17 protein-coding genes are annotated in these 20,704 nt (G+C 40.5%); 12 read left to right on the forward strand and 5 right to left on the reverse strand.

Features of this window, described 5'->3' with window-relative positions:
* Window positions 1–677 precede the first annotated feature (677 nt).
* The 4 genes from RI561_RS12725 (at window position 678) to RI561_RS12740 (ending at window position 6,513) form a co-directional block, all read left to right on the forward strand.
* Window positions 678–2,423, forward strand: a complete 1,746-nt coding sequence (locus RI561_RS12725; RefSeq protein ID WP_395080626.1) for an Rne/Rng family ribonuclease — start codon at window positions 678–680, stop codon at window positions 2,421–2,423.
* A 54-nt stretch (window positions 2,424–2,477) separates the two neighbouring features.
* The gene (gene hslV, locus RI561_RS12730) at window positions 2,478–3,026 is read left to right on the forward strand and encodes an ATP-dependent protease subunit HslV (RefSeq protein ID WP_395080627.1); all 549 of its coding nucleotides are present in this window, start codon (window positions 2,478–2,480) and stop codon (window positions 3,024–3,026) included.
* Window position 3,027: 1 nt separating this feature from the next.
* A complete protein-coding gene (gene hslU, locus RI561_RS12735; protein WP_395080628.1) occupies window positions 3,028–4,440 on the forward strand; it encodes an ATP-dependent protease ATPase subunit HslU in 1,413 nt (470 codons plus the stop codon).
* Window positions 4,441–4,617: 177 nt separating this feature from the next.
* Window positions 4,618–6,513 carry a S41 family peptidase gene (locus RI561_RS12740; RefSeq protein ID WP_395080629.1) on the forward strand — a complete coding sequence of 632 codons (1,896 nt, stop codon included), beginning with the start codon at window positions 4,618–4,620 and terminating at the stop codon, window positions 6,511–6,513.
* A gap of 529 nt (window positions 6,514–7,042) precedes the next feature.
* Here RI561_RS12740 and RI561_RS12745 read toward each other — a convergent pair.
* Window positions 7,043–8,920 (reverse strand): AMP-dependent synthetase/ligase, encoded by a 1,878-nt coding sequence (locus tag RI561_RS12745; protein ID WP_395080630.1) that lies wholly within the window; start codon window positions 8,918–8,920, stop codon window positions 7,043–7,045.
* A gap of 117 nt (window positions 8,921–9,037) precedes the next feature.
* On the opposite strand from RI561_RS12745, the gene RI561_RS12750 reads away from it, so the two are divergent.
* A complete protein-coding gene (locus RI561_RS12750) occupies window positions 9,038–9,532 on the forward strand; it encodes a Fur family transcriptional regulator (protein WP_395080631.1) in 495 nt (164 codons plus the stop codon).
* A gap of 12 nt (window positions 9,533–9,544) precedes the next feature.
* On the opposite strand, the gene RI561_RS12755 is transcribed toward RI561_RS12750, so the two are convergent.
* The 3 genes from RI561_RS12755 to RI561_RS12765 are packed head-to-tail and all read right to left on the reverse strand — an operon-like array spanning window position 9,545 to window position 13,678.
* Window positions 9,545–10,432: a cell division protein FtsX gene (locus RI561_RS12755; RefSeq protein ID WP_395080632.1), complete on the reverse strand. Its 888-nt coding sequence runs from the start codon at window positions 10,430–10,432 to the stop codon at window positions 9,545–9,547.
* A gap of 1 nt (window position 10,433) precedes the next feature.
* Window positions 10,434–12,395, reverse strand: coding sequence for a putative porin (locus tag RI561_RS12760; RefSeq protein WP_395080633.1), 1,962 nt, complete (start codon window positions 12,393–12,395; stop codon window positions 10,434–10,436).
* Complete coding sequence (locus RI561_RS12765; RefSeq protein WP_395080634.1) at window positions 12,392–13,678, reverse strand: competence/damage-inducible protein A; 1,287 nt, start codon at window positions 13,676–13,678, stop codon at window positions 12,392–12,394. The genes RI561_RS12760 and RI561_RS12765 overlap by 4 nt, the downstream gene beginning before the upstream one ends.
* A 204-nt stretch (window positions 13,679–13,882) precedes the next feature.
* Between RI561_RS12765 and pgsA the strand changes: the two genes are divergently transcribed.
* The 6 genes from pgsA to RI561_RS12795 all read left to right on the forward strand — a co-directional run bounded on the left by pgsA (window position 13,883) and on the right by RI561_RS12795 (window position 18,996).
* On the forward strand, window positions 13,883–14,476 hold the full coding sequence (gene pgsA, locus RI561_RS12770) for a CDP-diacylglycerol--glycerol-3-phosphate 3-phosphatidyltransferase (RefSeq protein WP_395080635.1): 594 nt from the start codon (window positions 13,883–13,885) through the stop codon (window positions 14,474–14,476).
* Window positions 14,473–14,958, forward strand: coding sequence for a phosphatidylglycerophosphatase A (locus RI561_RS12775; protein ID WP_395080636.1), 486 nt, complete (start codon window positions 14,473–14,475; stop codon window positions 14,956–14,958). The genes pgsA and RI561_RS12775 overlap by 4 nt, the downstream gene beginning before the upstream one ends.
* A gap of 45 nt (window positions 14,959–15,003) precedes the next feature.
* Window positions 15,004–15,660, forward strand: a complete 657-nt coding sequence (gene pyrE / locus RI561_RS12780) for an orotate phosphoribosyltransferase (protein WP_395080637.1) — start codon at window positions 15,004–15,006, stop codon at window positions 15,658–15,660.
* Between the two features lie 39 nt (window positions 15,661–15,699).
* Window positions 15,700–17,058, forward strand: coding sequence for a tRNA (N6-isopentenyl adenosine(37)-C2)-methylthiotransferase MiaB (miaB, locus tag RI561_RS12785; RefSeq protein WP_395080638.1), 1,359 nt, complete (start codon window positions 15,700–15,702; stop codon window positions 17,056–17,058).
* Window positions 17,059–17,082: 24 nt separating this feature from the next.
* Window positions 17,083–18,492 carry a hypothetical protein gene (locus RI561_RS12790; protein WP_395080639.1) on the forward strand — a complete coding sequence of 470 codons (1,410 nt, stop codon included), beginning with the start codon at window positions 17,083–17,085 and terminating at the stop codon, window positions 18,490–18,492.
* Window positions 18,493–18,633: 141 nt separating this feature from the next.
* Window positions 18,634–18,996 carry a DoxX family protein gene (locus tag RI561_RS12795; protein WP_395080640.1) on the forward strand — a complete coding sequence of 121 codons (363 nt, stop codon included), beginning with the start codon at window positions 18,634–18,636 and terminating at the stop codon, window positions 18,994–18,996.
* On the opposite strand, the gene RI561_RS12800 is transcribed toward RI561_RS12795, so the two are convergent.
* Window positions 18,991–19,362 (reverse strand): DoxX family protein, encoded by a 372-nt coding sequence (locus tag RI561_RS12800; protein ID WP_395080641.1) that lies wholly within the window; start codon window positions 19,360–19,362, stop codon window positions 18,991–18,993. The two genes, RI561_RS12795 and RI561_RS12800, sit on opposite strands and share 6 nt — an antisense overlap.
* 227 nt (window positions 19,363–19,589) lie before the next feature.
* On the opposite strand from RI561_RS12800, the gene RI561_RS12805 reads away from it, so the two are divergent.
* The gene (locus RI561_RS12805; RefSeq protein ID WP_395080642.1) at window positions 19,590–20,123 is read left to right on the forward strand and encodes a CIA30 family protein; all 534 of its coding nucleotides are present in this window, start codon (window positions 19,590–19,592) and stop codon (window positions 20,121–20,123) included.
* Window positions 20,124–20,704: the final 581 nt, after the last annotated feature.

Here is a 20,704-nt window from a genome sequence, read left to right on the forward strand (position 1 = left end):
ACCAACACCCCTCATCCCGAAAAAATCGGGACAGGAACAACTGACTGATTTATCTCCCCTCCAGGGGAGAATTCACTTTCTTAAACTTTTGTTATCGAATTATCTAATACTACAGGGATGACAACTTCTTGAAACTTTTAATCGAACTCATTTTTTAACAAAGTTTCATTGCTTTTTTTGTTCTGTTACAAATTCTCAGAATTTGGGAGAAGGTTTGAGCATAAGGGTACAAAAGGCATTACTGTGATATATCTCACCCAGAGAAAATAATCCATAAAAGCGTTTACATTAATGCCCTTTCACAGTTATATTAAAAGAACGAAGAAATTGATTTCCACGCTTTTTTATAAACTATTTTCGATTGCATAACGCACAAAATACATACCTAAAACAAAATTTGAAGGCATCATTGACGAGCTTTTGTACCGATGCCATCATCGATTTTTTCTATCTCTGCACACTCATAATCACATTTGTAACGCAGAAACTCTTTTCTGATTCCAAAAAGGAATCCCCAAACAAAACAATTTTAACAGATATTACTCCCGAAGCAGCCGCTCGTTCGATTGCTTCTAACCCCTCTCATGTTCACGAGAGCATAATAAATTTCAAACACAATTTAATTAGATGGTTAGTATGCAGGGGTAGCAGCCGCTTCCGGGAAAGGAAGAATATTAATGAAGAATCAAATTATAATTCACTCTTCGGGAAATCAGACCCGTATTGCGTTATTAGAAAAAAGCGAATTAGCGCAACTTTTCATAGAAACAGAAGAAAACCAGCGTACTGTTGGTAACATATATGTAGCCAAGGTACATAAGGTGCTGAGTGGTATTCGTGCCGCTTTTATCGACATGGGCACCCCTAAAGATGCATTTCTCCACTTTTCTGATGCCGGCGATCATCTTGATGAATATATCACTAAGCTAAATGGGCCAAATGCGATCCCTAATGAGGCTAAAAAAGATATAGCCAATAAGGACAATCTCTCTAACGTCCAAAAGCAAATACTTGCCGGAAAAATGCTCAGAACCGGTCAAAAGCTGTTGGTTCAGATTGTTAAAGAACCCATTGGCTCCAAAGGACCGAGAATTTCTACCGATATCACTATTGCCGGGCGCTTTTTGGTACTTATTCCTATGGGCGACTATATTGCTGTTTCCAAGAAAATCGGGCATTACAAAGAACGTCGTCGTCTCAAAGGCATCCTTAACAATATGGTGCCTGATGGTTTTGGAGTGATTGTACGAACGGTTGCTAAAGGACAAGATGAAAAAGCCCTTGAAGAAGATCTCCGCAATGTATTGCTGAAATGGGAGAAAATTGTCGACAAACTTGATGAAGCCAAACCTCCTGCCCTGCTTTACCGGGATCTAAATATGACAGAAAGTCTTATCAGGGATCTTTTTGCTAAAAACTATGATCGTGTATTGATTGATGATCCGGAAATGTACCGGCAGATTAAATCATATGTGAGTCAGATTGCACCGCAAATGGTTCCCAATGTCGAGCTTTATAAGGGCAGAGAGCATATTTTCGATTATATGAAAATTGCTCATGACGTAAATTCAATATTTAGTCCACGGGTAAGAATGAAATCGGGTGGTTACCTGATTTTTGAGCAAACTGAGGCTATGTATGTAGTGGATGTAAACTCCGGTCCTTATGCGGCTAAAAAGAATCAAGAGGATAACTCGCTCAAAACCAACCTTGAAGCTGCTCGTGAAATTGCTAAGCAGTTACGCCTGAGAGATATAGGTGGAATTATTGTGGTTGACTTCATTGACCTGCGTAACGATAAAAACCGCAAGAAGATTTACGATGAGCTTAAAAAGGAGTTCGTCAAAGATCCTGCCAAAACAAATGTAATTGGTATGAGTGACTTTGGACTTGTTCAAATCACCCGCCAGCGAATTCGTCCAAGTGTAGTAAACTCCGTTTCCAAAGTTTGCCCGGTATGTGGTGGCTCTGGAAATGTGGTAACTGAAGACACCATTCTGACTGATCTTGAAACTTGGTTAAGTAAATTCAAGCACAACACAAGTTACCGCGCCGTTGATCTTTATGTTAATCCGTACCTGAAATCTGTGCTTACCAAAGGGATGTTCAGTACCCGATGGAAATGGATGGCTAAATACCGTATAAAGATCTCTTTGATTGGAGACGAAACCGTATCTATGAATGAATTCCGAGCCACCCTCGTCGGCTCCGATATCGATATTACTGATATTGTAATGAGAGATGAGTCGATAGAGGAAGTACTGGATCGTGAAGGAGAGCTGATTGAACTTGAAAGCGGAAAAGGAAATAAAGATGGCCTCGACATCTCCAAAAAAGAGCGCAGATCTTCGAGCAGATCGTCAGGTAATAATGACAAATCGAACGGACGGGGAAATTCCAAGTATTATAAGTCTGCAAATTAATGCTTGGCTTGGTTTTTGTACCCTGATTTGTAACCTTTTCACAAAAAAATATTTATGAGTTTATCAGAATTACATGCAACTACCGTTGTGGGGGTCATCCATAACGGTAAAGCTGCTATTGGCAGCGACGGACAGGCCACGATGGATAAGACTGTCATGAAAAGCACCGTCAAGAAAGTGCGAAAACTATATGAAGGTAAAATATTAGCCGGTTTTGCAGGCTCAACTGCCGATGCCTTCACCCTCTTCGAAAAATATGAGGAAAAGCTAAACGAGTATAACGGCAGTATGGAACGAGCCGCTGTTGAATTAGCTAAAGAATGGCGTAAAGATAAATTTTTGCAAAAACTTCAGGCTTTGCTTGTGGTCATGAATAATGAAAAAGCATTGGTGATATCCGGACAAGGAGACGTTATTGAACCGGATGATGAAATCGCAGCTATTGGCAGTGGAGGCTCTTATGCCCTTTCTGCAGCCCGTGCAATGGTAAAACATTCATCAGGACTTTCCGCCCAAGATATTGTTAAAGATGCCCTGCACATTGCCGCTGATATTGACATTTACACCAATCATAATATTACTGTTTTAGAAATTGAAGATTGATATGCAACCTATTGAAGAAAAGAATTTAACCCCTCAGCAAATTGTAGCTGAGCTCAACAAATACATAGTCGGACAGAATTCAGCTAAAAGATCTGTATCCATTGCCCTAAGAAATCGCTGGAGACGTCTTAATGCAGATGAAGAAATCCGGGAAGAAATTGTACCTAATAATATCTTACTAATCGGGCCTACCGGTGTTGGTAAAACTGAGATTGCCCGCCGGCTTGCACGGCTTGCTCATGCTCCATTTATGAAAGTAGAGGCTTCAAAATTTACCGAAGTTGGGTATGTTGGTCGCGATGTTGAATCAATGATTCGGGATTTGACGGATGTAGCCATCAGTATGGTAAAGCAGGAAATGCAGGATCGAGTGAAAGAAAAAGCAGCTGAAAATGCTGAAAAAAGAATTCTTGATATCCTGATTCCACCCGTCAAAAAAACCGGTGTTGGTTTCAAAGGAAGCAGCACTTCCGGAGAAAATTTCAATCCCCAGGATGCAAGTGACGCTGAGCTTAATGAACGAACCCGTGAACGCTTTCGGGAAAAACTTCGCAACGGCGAACTCGAAAACCGGGAAATTGAGATTGAAGTAAAATCAAGCAAAAACCCTATGATGCAGGTTTTTGGTCCCCAAGGCATGGAAGAGATGGGAATCAATCTACAGGATATGCTGGGAAATATTGGCAAAGGAAATAAAAAGTCTAAGCGAAAAGTACCTATCAGTGAAGCACGGGAGTTATTAACTGAGGAAGAAGCAGAAAAACTGATTGATCATGAGTCTGCTGTTCAGGAAGCTTTAGAGCGAGTTCAAAAACAAGGAATCGTCTTTATTGACGAAATTGACAAAATCGCCGAGTCTTCATCTAACAGTGGCGGCAAAGGCGGTGCTGATGTCAGCCGACAAGGGGTTCAGCGCGACCTCCTCCCAATCGTTGAAGGCAGTGCTGTAAATACCAAGCACGGTATCGTGAATACAGACCATATCCTTTTTATTGGTTCCGGAGCATTTCATGTATCCAAACCTTCTGATATGATACCCGAACTTCAGGGACGTTTTCCAATCAGGGTTGAATTGAATTCACTTACCGAAGATGATTTTATCGATATTCTTTCGAAACCTAAGAACGCTCTCACAAAACAGTATATCGCAATGCTGGACAGTGAGGGAGTTCAAATTGATTTTACGGAAGATGCTATTAAAGAAATTGCCCGTATTGCCGCTGAAGTGAACACTTCCGTCGAAAATATCGGGGCGCGCCGGCTTCATACCATCATGTCATCCTTATTTGATGAACTGCTTTTCGCGGTTCCAGATGATATCAGTTCCGGTGAAATTACCATCGACAAAGAATATGTAGACAAGCAACTTACCGATATTGTAAAAGACAAAGATCTGAGCCATTACATATTGTAACAAAAAATCGAAAATTCCTTTGGTGTTGATGAACTGAAGGAACTTTCGGTTCGTTATTATTTTAACATTTAAGGATTGTTCAATACTACTATTATTGTTACAATCGTTGTGTTATCGTAACTCTGAATCTGACGTCGGTATCAAATACGTACACTCTATAGACAAACAATGTTTTTTATGCATTTGAAAAAAATAATCTACCCCAATTTATTAATCCTATTAATACTCTCTGCCCTCCGTTTTACAGGTATTGATCCGGTTCTTCAGTCCGGTGATGATGATACCCAGAACCTTACCAAATATCATCAGGCACAGCGCAGTATTGTCTCTAATTATTTTGGCGAGCCGGATATTCCCGAAATGTATAAAGCAAGTATCCGCTATATGGTTGATAACCTCGAAGATTCCACACTTCAAATAGCGGAAACAACTATTGATACTGCTTTTCAGGATATTGAGATTAATTCTATACGAGATTCCTTCACCAATTTTGAAAAAGCTTATCTATACATAAGCAATAATAGTCCCGATGAAAACATGACCAAGCTTACGGAACATGCCATCCGGGGAATGTTCTCAACATTAGATCCTCACTCCATTTATATTGAACCAGAAGATAATGAGCAGATTCAGGCTGAATTTGCCGGAAAATTCCAGGGTATTGGCGTACAGTTTCAGATTATTCAAGATACTATAACCGTTATTTCAGCTATCTCAGGAGGCCCCAGTGAGCAATTGGGAATCCGTTCCGGAGATCGCATCATTCAAATTGAAGATACCTCCTCTGTTGGGTTTACCAATGAGATGGTATTAAAACGACTCAGAGGAGAAAAAGGAACTGAAGTTGATGTAACCATCAAACGACCGGGCGAAAAGCAACCTATCAACTTCACCATTGTTCGAGATGATATTCCATTGTACACCCTTGATGCAGCTTACATGCTTGATGACAAAACGGGTTACATCAAAATAAACCGGTTTGCAGCTACTACTCATGACGAATTTATGGATGCCGCTGAAGATCTCAAAGGAAAAGGCATGGAGCGATTGGTTTTAGATCTTAGGGAAAATCCGGGAGGATATTTAAGTCAGGCTATAGCTATTGCTGAAGAATTTTTTCCACAGGGCACCGAACTTGTTTCCACTAAAAGTAAGCATGAGAGATTTAACGGAGAGTATTTTTCACGTCGAGACGGAACCTTTAAAGACAAACCGGTTATCGTCCTTGTGAACCAGGGATCTGCTTCTGCCAGCGAAATTGTGAGTGGAGCCATCCAAGATCATGACCGTGGTTTGGTTGTGGGGAAGCGTACTTTCGGTAAAGGCTTGGTGCAGCAACAGTATGAGTTGGTTGACAAAAGCAGTATTCGTGTTACCATTTCTCGCTATTACACACCTTCCGGACGTATGATTCAAAAACCATTTGTAGAAGGAGGTGAAGAATACGCTTATGAAATTTACCGGCGTGATGATGCTATGAATGACGCCTCTGAATTCATAAATCATGTCCCTGATTCTCTAAAATACAGTACCGATGCCGGTCGTACTGTTTACGGTGGCGGTGGTATTGTTCCTGATTACATTGTACCAAATGATACTACAACATCAGCCTACGTTTTTAACTTTGCCATAAGAGAGCGTGTTGCTTTTGATTATGTTCGTTCATTTTTGGATGAAAACAACGAACAATTCAGAGCAGAATGGGAAGATGATTTTCAGAACTTCAGAGAAAATTATGAATGGGATCAAAATCAGCTTAGTGATGTGAAATCAATGTTGTTAGATCGAGGTATGTTTGTCGCTGACACTGTTGACTCTCCTTCGTTTAGGAATGATTCACTGTTCGTTCCTTCAGGTCATTTTGAAGAAGTATCCTGGCTTCTTGAGGGAAGAATGAAAGCAGAATTGGCTCGACAAATTTGGGGAATCAAATATTTCTATCCGGTTATCAATGATGTTATTGACAATACTCTCGATAAGGCAATGACTTTATGGCCCGCTGTTAAGCGCTTAGAAGATATTGCCAGCGGTAAAGCCGATGCTTCAACTTTTGGAAATTTAGAGGATAACTAATTTACCGCTACACTTTTTTCCAACTAAATTTTAATATTTACACTAAAGGCCTCAATGAGGCCTTTTTTTATAATTCTTTTTTACCAATTTTAAATTTGGTCTCCCTAAACCCCCACCTTCATGGTTGAAACCTATAGCTATTGTACTGGAATACCTCATAAGGTATAAAAGTAATAAAGTTATTCAGCCTTAGAAAAAAATGCGTTAAGAAACGGACGAATTTTAGGGAAGCTGACAGAACGTTAAGAAAGAAATCAAACCGCATGGCACTAAAATTACAAGCAAGCCCGGTGAAGGGGCATTGATTTCTTTTAGTCCCGCGGATGCGGGATGTTTCTTTTGTCGGTACAAAAGAAAGGGGAAAGGAACTCTTTTGCTAATTTGTAGAGTGGCTATAAATATATATTGTCGCAAGATGAGTGAATAAGAACCACTAATTAATCGGATTAAAGGATTCCGCAGATTATTGAAAATTGATTATTGGTTATTGGTTATTCCAACCCAATCTGCTAATAGTATTTCTCACCCCTTAATCATCTTCAAAAATATCATCAATTAGGTGGCCATATTTATCAGCTATAACCCTTCTCTTAACCTTTAAGGTTGGGGTGATTTCTCCTGTTTCAACGGTAAATTCATTGGGAACCAATCTGAAATCCCGGATTTTTTCGTGAGAGGCCAAATCCTTGGAAAAGGATCTCAGTTCTTTCTTATAAATATCTCTGACCTCATCATGGTCGATAAGTTCTTCATTGTTGCTAAAGCTCAAGCCCTTCTCTTTGGCAAATTTCTCCAAAACTTCAAAATCCGGTACTATGATAGCCGCCATATAATTTTGTGCTTCTCCAACCACTACGATTTGATCAATCCATTTACTGGTTTTGAAAAGATCCTCTATCGGACCGGGATAGATATTTTTACCACCTGCATTTACAATCATATGCTTAATTCGGTCCGTTATCTTCAAAAAACCTTCATCAAACTTTCCTACATCCCCCGTATGAAGCCATCCATCGTCGTCTATCATCTCTTTAGTGGCCTCCTCATTATTCCAGTACCCTTTCATCACGTTAGGCCCTTTACAAAGAATTTCCCCGGCTTCTGAGCTTTTATCTGTCGGGTAATCTTCCCCACTTATTTCAGCTAACAGTTCTCCATTTTCCAAGCTTTTAATACCTACCGTCACTCCTTGTATGATTGTCCCTACCACACCAACTTTCTCCTGTCCCGGTTTATTGGCAGCCATTACGGGCGAAGTTTCCGTCAACCCATATCCTTGTAGGATATTCATTCCTGCACATTGGAAAAAAGTATCAATTTCAGGAGGAAGAGCTGCTCCACCTGACACAAATAATCGAACATGCCCCCCGGTCCGTTCTTTAAGCTTATCAAACACCAATTTATCTGCTATTTTCTTTTGCAGAGTAACCAACCCACGCTTCCCTTCTGAATATTTACGCCCGGTTTCCACAGCCCAGTTGAATATTTTTTTCTTGGTATCGCTGCCCTCTTCTACACTTTTGACGATTAAGTTGTACATCTTCTCAAACAATCGAGGTACGCTAATCATGATGGTAGGCTTAGCTTCCGGCATATTTTTTGAAACCGTATCTACACTTTCTGCATAGTAAATTTCAACTCCACTCGAAATCATAGCGTAATATCCTGCCGTTCGCTCAAACGAGTGACATAGCGGTAAAAAGGAAAGTAACCGGTCGTTATCATCCCAATAAATATGCTGCGTTGCTGCCTTTACATTACTCACAATATTATTGTGTGTTAACATAGCTCCTTTGGGTTTTCCCGTGGTACCTGAGGTATAAATTAAGGTGGCTACGTCATCCGGTTCTACAGCCTTAACCCGGTCTTTAATTGTCTGTTTATGATCTTCTAAATGTTTACCACCTTCAAGTAACACATCATCAAACATGCGCACATACTTTTCTTCCTGCAGATGCTCTAACTTTGGCTCATCAAAAGCCACAACTTCTTTCACTGCCTCACATTCATCGAATATTTCAACAGCTTTTTTGAGCTGAAATCCTGTAGAAACGAAAAATATTTTAGCGCCGGAATCATTTAAGATATAGGCACTTTGGCTGGGTGGTAAAGTAGTATATAACGACACATTAATTCCTCCTACCAACTGAATAGCCAAGTCAACAACCGCCCATTCGTACCGATTTTCGCTCAGAATTCCAACACGGTCTCCTTTTTCAATCCCCCTTTCAATAAGGTAGGCGGCCAATGAATACACATCATCGGTCACTTGATCCCAATCTATGGGTTGATAATCCGCATCGGTGGTGGGTTTATAATGGAAGGGTTTTTTACCAGCTCCTTTGTATTTCTTCGAAAGGTTGATAAAAAGTTCCGGCAATGTTTCAAATGGGACAATTGTAGGCATAATTTGCTGATTTATTCCAAATAGTAATCCGCTGGAAATATAATATTCTTGTAATCAAAAGCACGCATTTCATAAGGAACTTTCAACTCGTATATTTAGGCAAACAAATTGAACATTATGGCGCATCCAGCACACGAAGATACAGTAAATTTAGTAAAGGAAATATTTCGTTCATACTTAAAAGAACGCAATCAAAGGCAAACCCCTGAGCGTTTTATGGTATTGGAAGAAATCTATACTGCAGATGGACATTTTGATGCCGATGATATCTTCTTCCGAATGAAAGAAAACGGAACCCGTGTTTCTCGGGCAACAGTTTATAATACACTGGATTTATTGGTTGAGTGCGGTTTAGTTCAGCGCCAACAGTTTGGTAAAAGCCAGTATTACTACGAACGTGCTTATGCTTATCAACAGCACGACCACATTATATGCCGGGAATGCGGCCACGTGCTTGAATTTTGTGATCCGCGCATAGGTGAAATTCAGCGGATGCTTTCTGAGATTCACGACATGGATATTGACGGGCACTCACTGCACTTTTTTGGCACCTGCACCGATAAGGAAACTTGCAAAAAAAGACAAGAATCTGACAGTAAAGTCGCTATTTAGCGTACAGCCGCTTTAACTGCCGGAGATATAGGTTTCCTTGATAAACCTGCGAGCGGCCCATCTACTGCCCCACCATCCCATTAGAATGGAAAGAACCAGCATGGCAGCCGAAAGAAAATACCATCTTCCGAATGGCCATTCTAATGCCCCTAAGTCGGCGATGTAAAACGAGATAGCAAATTCGAAAATTAAAAAGACACTCAACACAGCTAAAGTACCTGCTATCACTCCTTGTAATATTCCCTCTACTATAAAAGGACTTCGAATAAACTTGTTGGTAGCTCCTACCAGTTTCATAGCACGAATTAAATCACGTTTGGCATAAATGGTAAGCCTGATAGTGTTATACACTAAGATCAACGCCGCTAACAGTATTAAAAAGCCAATACCTCCACCCACCAGTGTGAAGGTATTCAGATTAGACTCCATCACCCGCAATAACGCAGAATTGTATACCACCTCATCCACCCCCCGTATATTTCCTAACCGGGATGCTAACGTCTCAATTTGTTCTGCCCCCGCTTCTGTATCTACTCCCAGACGAAAGGAAGCCGGTAAAAAATTCAATTCAGCCAAATCTTCCACACCAGCACCAAATTCTCTGCGCATCACAGCTGATGCACTGTCTTTAGAGATGTAGGTGATATCCTGTACCAGCTCTTCCTGCTCCAGCTGCTGACGAATTTGATTGGTGGTCCGTTCATCTACATCAAAAAGAAAGACCTCAACTTCAATCAAGTCTTTTATAGACATTGCCTGACTATACACATTAAAACCAATTCGGGTAAGCAAACCCAACAACAATACGGCAATAAAGAGCGAGAAAATGGACGTAGTAGCTGCAAGTTTGGTACGCTTAATACCGGTATAACCTTCTCTTAAAATGTATTTTATACTCATATTAGTTTCTAAATTGTGCTCTGATTCCTACTATTAATCGACGTGGCGGCATCGGAAATCCGGCCGCTTCAAAGTAGCCTGCCTGACCAAATCCATCAAGTGCATTTTCATATCGCAACACTACCATAATTCCTCTCACCCTGGCCGATAATTCTCCATCTAATCTGAAAAAAGGAGGAAGTTCTTGGTAGGTACTGTTTCCCTGCCAATAACCCAACTCCGTATTGAATGTTCGGGCACTGTAATAGAATGGGGATAATAAGGTTTTTACCCCTAATTTCAGATAAGCAGCGCGATCAAAAACATACCCTTTTACAAATGCTGAATTTCGTATCCATACTATCCTGTCTAAATGATTTAAATCGGCATTGGCTGCATTTACATCAGAATAGCTTACATCTTGGACCGTTCCCGAACTTTCAATTTCAAGCAGGTTATTTTCAAATTTCCCAAAAACTGTTGCCGAAAGTTGCTCATAATCTGAGCTGTTGGTGAACGTACTGTCTTGCGTCAAATGAGTGGAATTACTGGCAATCTTAAATCGTCCTTTTGCACCAAAAGTTAAAGAGGAAGTTAAACGCAGATCAAGCTTTGCCAACATAGAAACACTTTCCTCATTTTCTAAGCTCTCGTTTCCTCTGTAATTGCTTGATTGCCAATACAATGATTGTATCGTGGGTATGTGGCTTGTTCTGGAGACACTTCCTTCAATCCCCAAACGACTCAATAGTTCTAAGCGTGCTCCTCCGGTTACATCATATCCATTTTTGTCATCACTTCGGTTTGATAACTTGGTGCTTCCAAATAAAGTCATTTCATCAAATAATTCGTACTCCAATGCTGCACCAACGTCCACTTCTGACCATTTTGTTAGTTCAACTGGACTTCTATTGGGAGACGAATGTTGTGTAGCCTTCAATTCTCCTTCAAAATTGAAGCCTTTCCAGTCAATTTTTTTGAATAGATTTGCGCCATATGAGTTTATATATCTGGAAAGAGTATCTCCACTAAAAGTTAAATCATATTCGTTTTTGGTGTGAAATAGTTCAATGCCTGCATTTTCAGATTCATGTTCGTTTTTCCGGTGATAAAGACCCAACTTAATATCCCGCCGGTTAAATTCAGATTCCGCCGATGAAACAAGAGGTGTTGAGTTAAATTCACTAAAAGGAAATTGTGCAGGATCACCAATATTGTATCCAAATGGTTCCTCATTCGTCAGTTGATTACTCACAAGCAATCCTCTGAGTAGCAACCGTTCACTCAAATGGTGATACGCACGGGCTACAATCTGATTTCCCTCTACTTTACTTCTGGGATAATAAGATCCTCCTCTGCGATCCCAGTAGGAAATCTCGACATTCGTCTGTTCGGTAAAATTCTGAGAAACTAAGAACTCAAGATTTCTGTAAGATCCACCGGCTTCATCATAATTGAGGTAACTCCTTGGTTTGGTGAGGTAATAGTCTCTGATTTGTAAATCTGATTCATAATTCCCGGACAAGGTTTCCGTAGCTAATCCAATTTTACGATGTGGAACTAAATTATAATTTGGCAGTCCCGTGATGGGGTTGTTCAAAGAAATACCCTCCAGACTTATGTCTTGCTCGTAGGGTTGAAAACCGTTGATATGAAAAGCATCGAGCCTGCCTATAGTCCCCTGCCGGAAAGAAATAACATCCCTACGGTAAGCAAAAAGATCTCCCCAATTTGGCCATATTTGCCATCTAAGGAGGCTGTCGTTGGTTACAGCTTCTGCTCTAAGTCCATGTGTTTCTTTCCACGGAGTCACCTGTCCAGGCTCCGGCTGATCTTCTTGGGCTAAGGTATCTGCCTGTTCTTCAAACCCGCCAAGGGGTAGTTCTGTTCTAAGTGAGTCGGTTCGCAATGAATCTGCATCCTGAGCAAAAATCAGGCATGGCAACAACCATAAAGCAATATGTAGAATGATGAATATTCTCAAGAAAGCTGTTTTTTAAGATCATAGGGCATTTCTTCTATACCCGCTAAGATACGACGTGTCGCTTCCAATAGTACCATTTTTGTTCGTTCTTTGTTAATCAAACGATCTTTAGTAAACATCGCTTTAATGGCAAAATGTTCCTCTCCTTTTTTGTAGAAACCCATCCATACTGTTCCGACCGGTTTTTCCTCCGTGCCTCCACCCGGTCCTGCAATTCCCGTGGTTGAGATTCCAATTTCGGTACCCAATCGTTCTGCCACTCCTTTTGCCATTTGGAGAGCTACCTCTTTACTCACTGCACCAACTCCGACTAAATCCTTCTCAGATACCCCGAGTTGATTTACTTTCACCTCATTGGCATACGAAATTATGCCACCCTTAAAATAATTACTGCTTCCGGGTACATCTGTAAAGGTGTTTGCAATCAATCCCCCGGTACAACTTTCAGCTACCGAAATGCGAATTCCCTGTTCTTTTAAAAGCTTACCAACAGCCTCACTGATGGAATAATCTTTTCCCTCCCCATAAATATATTTTCCCGCCTTTTGATAGATGATATCCTTTAATGCCTGCACATACTGCTTAGCCTCTTCTTTCGTACTTCCGTGTCCGTTGAGCCTCAATGTTACTCCTCCGGCTGCCGGCAGATAAGCCAAACTCACTCCATTTTGGAAATGATTAGATAAATCGCCTAACACCTCATCGCTCAGTGTACTCTCACCAATCCCGGCTGTTTTTATATAATGGGAATACACGTATCCAATATCACCAAAAACTTCGCGCAATTTTTCAGACACCTTTTTCTCCATCAGGTACTTCATCTCGTAAGGCACGCCCGGAAGTACGGCAATACAACAATCTTCATTAAACCACATGCCCGGAGCTGTGCCGGCTTTATTGAAAAGAACCTCTGCGTTTTCAGGAACTTCAGCCTGGCTGTAATTTGATTTTGAAAATGGGATATTTCTTTTCTTGAACATTGACTTTACATACTCCAAAGTCTGTTCATCAAGTTTGTACCCTACATCAAACAGCTCTGCTACCGCCTTTTTGGTCATATCATCATGCGTTGGACCTAATCCTCCGGTACAGATAATTAAATCAGACTCTGAAATGGCTTGGTTAAGAGTATCTTTTATAATCTGTAATCCATCTGAAATGGTATGCACCCGGGTAACGGTGAATCCCAGCCCGGTTAAAAATTCACCCAGCCAGGATGCATTGGTATTAACGGTATCACCAATAAGAAGTTCATTGCCAATAGAGATGATCTGTGCTTTCATGGGGCATAAATTCTACATTAAGCCACCCAATTTCCACAGCTATTTCAAGTAAGCAGAGGTACAAGGTTTTAGGTTCGAGGTGCAAGGCCTTTAATATTCACTTGAACCTTTCAGCTTGTAACTTGCGCTTATCAATGAAATTCGTTTGTGTTATGAATTGAATTCATCCGTAAGTTTGGTGTAGAAATTTCTTTAAAATTTTTCATGAAAAATATCCCCAACATACTCAGTGGCTTAAGGATGATATTAGCCCCTGTCTTTCTGTTCATGTACATTCAGGACGAACTGATATGGCGCTCATTGAGTATCGCCGTATTTGCAGTAGCCGCTTTGACTGATTATTTCGACGGGAAAATTGCCCGCTATTATAAGTTGGAAAGTGAATTTGGGGTGTTTTTAGATCCTCTTGCCGATAAATTTTTAACTTTCGCAGGCTTTCTCTGCCTGCCTTTCTTAGATACTACACAATTCCCATGGTGGGCAGTTATTGTAATTGTTTCTCGGGATATAGCAGTCACCGGACTTCGTCTTTATGCCGGCAAGAAAAACATAAGCATGGAAACCCGGGTTACCGCCAAAGCGAAAACCTTGGTGCAAATGATCTTTTTATATACTGTGCTTCTTATTGGAGTATTTAAACAGGCCGACATCGAATTTTCTGGTGTTGCTATGCAATTCTTCAACACCGGTTACCTGTATTATGCCATGCTTTTTGTAACCGGACTCACTCTCTACTCCGGTATTGAATATTTTTGGGTGAACCGAAAGATCATTAATAGTCAGTCTTCAACATCATGAAGAGGTTAAAAGATTTTTTAGGTACCGGCTTTTATTCCGGACTTTCTCCCTATGCTCCCGGTACAGCGGGTAGTTTAGCAGCGTTACTGATCATTTTCGGGATTATTTATTTAGAAGTATATCTTCTTTTACTCTTGCTGATGATATTGGCTATCCTCATTTCATTTTGGACGGCTCCACATTTTGAAGAAGAATACGGAAAAGATCCTCAACGAATGGTTATTGACGAATGGGCGGGGCAAAGCCTCACATTTACAGCCATTACCTTCACAGGAAATATCCACTCGGATATTATCATATTATTAGCAGGGTTTATTCTCTTCAGAATCTTCGATATTATTAAACCATTCGGGATAAATAAGATCCAAAACAAGGAAGGTACGATCGGAATTTTAGGGGATGATTTATTAGCAGGATTATATGCGCTAATGTGCTTAAAAACCCTTATTTTTGTGTGGCCAAATTTATTTGGGATGATATAGAAATTTACTCATCGCAGCGGTACCAATAACAGAATTAAATAATTTATGATACTTAACACTTCATTTGCCCGTGAGCTTGCGGCTCACCTGCTTGATATTAATGCCGTGGTTTTACGGCCTAACGACCCATTTACATGGACTTCCGGATGGAATTCGCCTATATATTGTGACAATCGGTTAACGCTGCGTTATCCTGAGATCAGGAATGAAATTGAAAATGAATTCACCGAAATCATTGAAAAAAAGTTTAATGATATTGATGTTGTAACGGGCACAGCCACCGCCGGAATCCCACACGCTGCCTGGGTCTCAGCTAATTTGAACAAACCAATGGCTTATGTGCGGGCTAAAGCCAAAGCACATGGTATGGGTAATCAGATTGAAGGTGGTGTTAAAAAAGGTGAATCAACGGTGGTTATTGAAGACTTAATTTCTACCGGTGGCTCTGCCATTTCTGTGGTAGAAGCCCTGCAGTTTGTGGGAGCTAATGTTGAAGCTGTATTATCTATTTTTACCTACGGTTTTGACAAAGCCACACAAAGATTTTCAGACATTGATGTTCCCGTTTACACCCTTACCGATTACAAAACATTGGTTAATGTAGCAGTGGAAAAAGGAATTATAACCGGTGATGATTTAGACCTGCTTTCGAGTTGGAGAGATCATCCCGAGGTTTGGCCTGATAGTCCTGAAGAGGAATAATTTGTACTTTTATATTCATTCAAAAAATATTTTAGCGTAGTGACTGACAAAACGTTTTACATAGAGACTTACGGTTGCCAAATGAATTTTGCGGATTCTGAAATCGTAAATTCTATCCTTTTGGAAGAAGGTATGAAGCCCGTCCACCAAGCAGAACAAGCCGATGTGGTACTGGTTAACACCTGCTCCATTCGGGAAAATGCCGAAACCAAGGTCTGGAATCGACTCAAAGAACTCCGCTCCATCAAAAAGGAAAAAGGAGAAATGACGGTGGGTGTGTTAGGCTGTATGGCCGAGCGCATAAAAGATAAAATTATTGAGCAGGAACACTTGGTTGATATCGTTGTAGGCCCCGATGCTTACCGTGATATCCCTAACCTCCTACAAGAAGTGGAAGATGGACGCAAAGCCGTCAATGTTCTCCTTTCTCTGGAAGAAACCTACGCCGATATCGCTCCCGTTCGTACGACCGGAAATGGCGTTAATGCCTTTGTTTCTATTATGCGTGGCTGTGATAACATGTGTGCATTTTGTGTAGTGCCGTTTACCCGCGGACGGGAACGCAGTCGTCCAATGGAATCAATTTTACGGGAAATCAAACAACTTTCCGATGAAGGCTATAAAGAAGTGACCTTACTGGGACAGAATGTAAACTCCTACCTTGACGGTGAAAACACTTTCACGAAATTGATGGATGAAGCCAGTAAAGTTGATCCCGAGATGCGATTCCGATTCTCCTCGCCCCATCCGAAAGATTTCCCGGATGATTTGTTAAACCTGATTGCAGAACGTCCAAACCTTTGCAATTACATTCATATTCCAGCACAGGCCGGTAGTGATACCATGCTGGAGCGCATGCGCCGGCCTTACACCCGGGAAGGATACCTCGAGCTGATTGAGAAAATGAAATCCATCATTCCCGGCGTCTCTCTTTCAACTGATATTATTGCAGGATTTTGTGATGAAACTGAAGAAGAACATCAGCAAACGCTTACCTTGATGGCTGAAGTGGAATATGATCTGGCTTATATGTTTGCATACTCTGAAAGGGATCGTACTTTAGCCGCTCGCAAATTTGAGGATAATGTGCCCGAGGATGTAAAAAAACGCCGACTTACTGAAATCATTCAGCAGCAAATGGAAATTCAGGAGCGACGAAATCAAGATGAAATTGGTAATCGTCATGTGGTCCTTGTAGAAGGAACCAGTAAGCGCTCTGATGAACAAATGAGTGGCAGAACCGATACCAACAAAATGTGTGTATTCGATCGCAAAGATTTCGAACCCGGCGATTATGTAGAAGTTGAAGTAACGAAAGCTACTTCTGCAACATTGATTGCCCGCCCCATCAAAAAAACGACCCTGACCGAATATTACGGTGCTGAAGTTGCAGCATAAGTGAAAAAGAAGGCCACATATCTTATGGCAATCTGTCTTAGTTTTTGGGCAGGATTTTTCACTTTAAGCAATGCTCAACAATCAGAAGTGGGTATTGTATGGGAAGTTCCTGGTGATACTTATTCTGCACAAATAGAACTGGGTGCATTTAAAACTCTTGGAGTTACCCATATCGAAATACCATACCCGGTCAGCGAAGAAATCAAACCTCTTCTCAGGGACAGCAGTTTTTCATTTTTGATTCGATCTCCGCAGAAATTCTTAACGGTTTCGGGGCTTCAACAGCAAAGGTCATCACTCCGTACAACAATCACTGAACTGGGAAGAGAATACAGTTCTTACGCTAATGTATCGGGAATTGGAGTGGTAACCCACAGCCAAACCGATCATCCTGATTTTCTTCCCTCGGTTAATTCTATTCTTAGTACTGCAGTTCAGGAGATTGATACACCCTTTTACTTCGTCCAAAATCAGAATTGGTATTGGCTTTCTTCCCCTGAAAATCCTTTTGCTGTATATTTTGATGATAGTGAATATCAAAGATCGGATTTAAAGGATTTTTCTGACTTCATGTCGGAAAATGGTCAAGATAAAATCCAAATTATTAATTCCAATTGGCTGCTTGAAGCCACTAATGATTTTCCTGAGATCGAAACCGCTCTGAAAGAATTTACTGCATCCGGTAACTGGATGTTACCCCATCCCAATACCAAAGAAACAACTCTTCTTAAGGCAAACTGGATGGTTCTCATATTCATTTTCTTATGGGCATCACTTACCCTTCAAATCCGATTTCTTCCATACGTTCGATCAGTAATTATCAGGTACTTTTTTGCCCACCGGTTTTTTGTGGATGATATTTTAGGGTATCGCGAACGGGCCGTTGCAGGGGGTATCCTTCAAATGATTACCCATGCTATTTTTGGGGGACTCGTTTTCTTCATGGCCTCTCATCTGTTATTCAGTGATCTTGGGATAGAAGCTATATTCCATTACTTTCCATGGCTTTCCCTTACAGTCCAAAATTATTATTCATTTTTTGTATTTGGTTTTGGGATTACTCTCGTATTCCAACTTTTAGCTTTGATATGGCTGCATTTACCGGCAAAAAACTTGACTCATTTTAGCCAAACACTAAATCTTTACTCCGGTATTTTCTACATCGACTACATCATTGTAACCATCATGTTGACACTCTTTACAGCCGGTGCAGGTCATTTATTTACACTTGGTTTTGCAGTCGCATTTTTATTGATTTGGTACTTGTCTTTCTACATAACAGCTTTCGATATAGCCCAAAATAACCGTGATAATAAAGCACTATATCTTCTCCTCACCGTTGTTTTATACAGCTTAATTATTGTTACTCTATTAGTTGTAGTTTTGTTATTTACTGATGTGATTTCGGTCTTTAAATTAGCTGCTTATTTGTGAAAATATTTAAGTATTCCCTGTTTGAATTTTGCCACTCTTTCTTAAAGGCCAACACTTCACCCCAAAACGAACGAAAGCTTATACAGATATTGTTTTTGATTTTCATTTGTCCTTACCGTTCTTTTTTTAACCGGAAGCTGATTGTCCGACTCTATATTTTTCCTCACTGTTGCTATCGCAGGATTCTTTCTGATCTATGGAATGCAATGTCTGCGATCCCCCTTCATGAAAGAAGAATTTCATCGGTACGGCATGGGAGACGGATTAAGGAAACTGACAGGAATATCCCAACTTATAGGTGCCTGCAGTCTCATAGCGGGACTTTACTTCAGCATAGTGGGTTTTCTGTCAGCAGCCGGTTTATGCTTCATGATGCTAGTCGCTTTCGGCACACGCTTAAGGGTGGGAGATTCCTTAAATCAGACTCTCCCCTCATTTTTCTTCATGATGCTAAACGGCTATCTCGCTTACAAGTACCTGTTGTTGGTTCTCCGTGATCTATAGAACACCAATTGCGATAGATAGAACTAAAAAGGTGAAGGCCGGAAATGACTTTTTTAACGGGTCTTTAACTTTTAGGTGCATACCAACTGCTCCAAACATCAAAGCCGCAATGCCTAATGCGGAATAAGTTTCAAGTGCCGGATATTCTGTAATAAAAATAGAAGCCAAAAGGCCCAAGGCAAACAAAATCTTCAATCCGCCTACAGCCCACATAAACCAAACAGGCAACCCGTATGCTTTAAATTCCTCTTCCAGGTTTCCTGCGTCTCCCCCTCTCCACTGCGTTTCTTTGCCGGATCGTAACAACCAGACATTTAAAATACTGAGCCCGACAATTACTTTTAATGCGATGATTAGATATTCCATAAATTCTTGTAATTAAATTCCTTATTTCATTAATAGGCTAAGTTAGATATAACCTCCCCCAATAAAATCAAAAATTAACCCTATTACTAAGACTTTATTGGATTATTTGAATAAACCCGGATTGCTGATATTCATTCTTAAAAAGCGTCCTGCTGCTTAAGTGCAGATGGAACGAAATAACCCCTTTCATGTTTTCATAAACAATGAGAACTTTTCGCCATTTACTTATGAAATTCCTGATTGGAATAATCCTTATCACTTTGACCATGAACAGCCAAACCATAGTAGATTTAACTACTTCTTCTGACCTCCAAAACTGGCGTATTGTCGATGATGTCGTTATGGGAGGTCGATCTTCGGGTAACTTTGAACTCACTGCTGCAGGACATGGCCGGTATACCGGTGAGATCTCTCTCAAAAACAATGGAGGCTTTTCATCCTTGCGCTATACTTTTCCTCGGATGAATGTGAGTCCTGATAACCATATACGCCTTCGGATTAAAGGTGACGGAAAAAAGTATCAGTTCAGGGTTAAAAACAATCGTCGTATTCGCCATTCTTATGTTTATGAGTTTGCATCATCAGGGAAGTGGGAAACCGTCAATATACCACTGCAGGAAATGTACCCTGTTTTCAGAGGTCGAAATCTTGAACTCCCTGATTTTGACCACAACAGCATCGAGGAACTGATCATCCTAATTGGAAATAAAAAACCGGAATCTTTTGAGCTGCTTATTGATAAGATTGAATTGCTTGAATAGGTGAACTTGAGACAATCATCCCATTTACTAATAACTTCAAAGATTATCGATCCAAGTTTGGACCCTTTCCAACAATCTTAGAAAAATAATTTTATAGAAAGATAAAAAACAAAAAAACCTGACTCACTTAATGTGAATCAGGCTTGAGCTCCCCGGGTAGGATTCGAACCTACGACCAATTGATTAACAGTCAACCTATAAATACGCTTAAAAAGCTATATAAGTAGTTTTCCTAAATATTGTACCCACTAATGTACCCACTTTATTGTTCACCGGTGAGATGGTGTCATTTTGGCCTACCTTAACTTTCTGTGCGTTCATCGGTCTATCCCTTGCCGAAACCTCTTTAGACAAATCAAGCCGTTCTTCGCAAGCAGATCGTATCGCATGTACCAATTGCTCTCTGTTCATTGTTCTTCAGCCATAGATTTAAATTCTTTTCTTTCAGCTTCGGTTAGAACCGGCCAGAAAGGTAAGGATTGTCGCATTCGGGTGGAACGCTCCGAATCTGATTGCATAAATTTTTTCAACCGTTGAAAGGACATGCTTTCAAGAAGTCTATACCATTCCTGTAATTCCTT

The organism is Gracilimonas sp., assembly GCF_031581265.1.
Lineage (GTDB): Bacteria > Bacteroidota > Rhodothermia > Balneolales > Balneolaceae > Gracilimonas.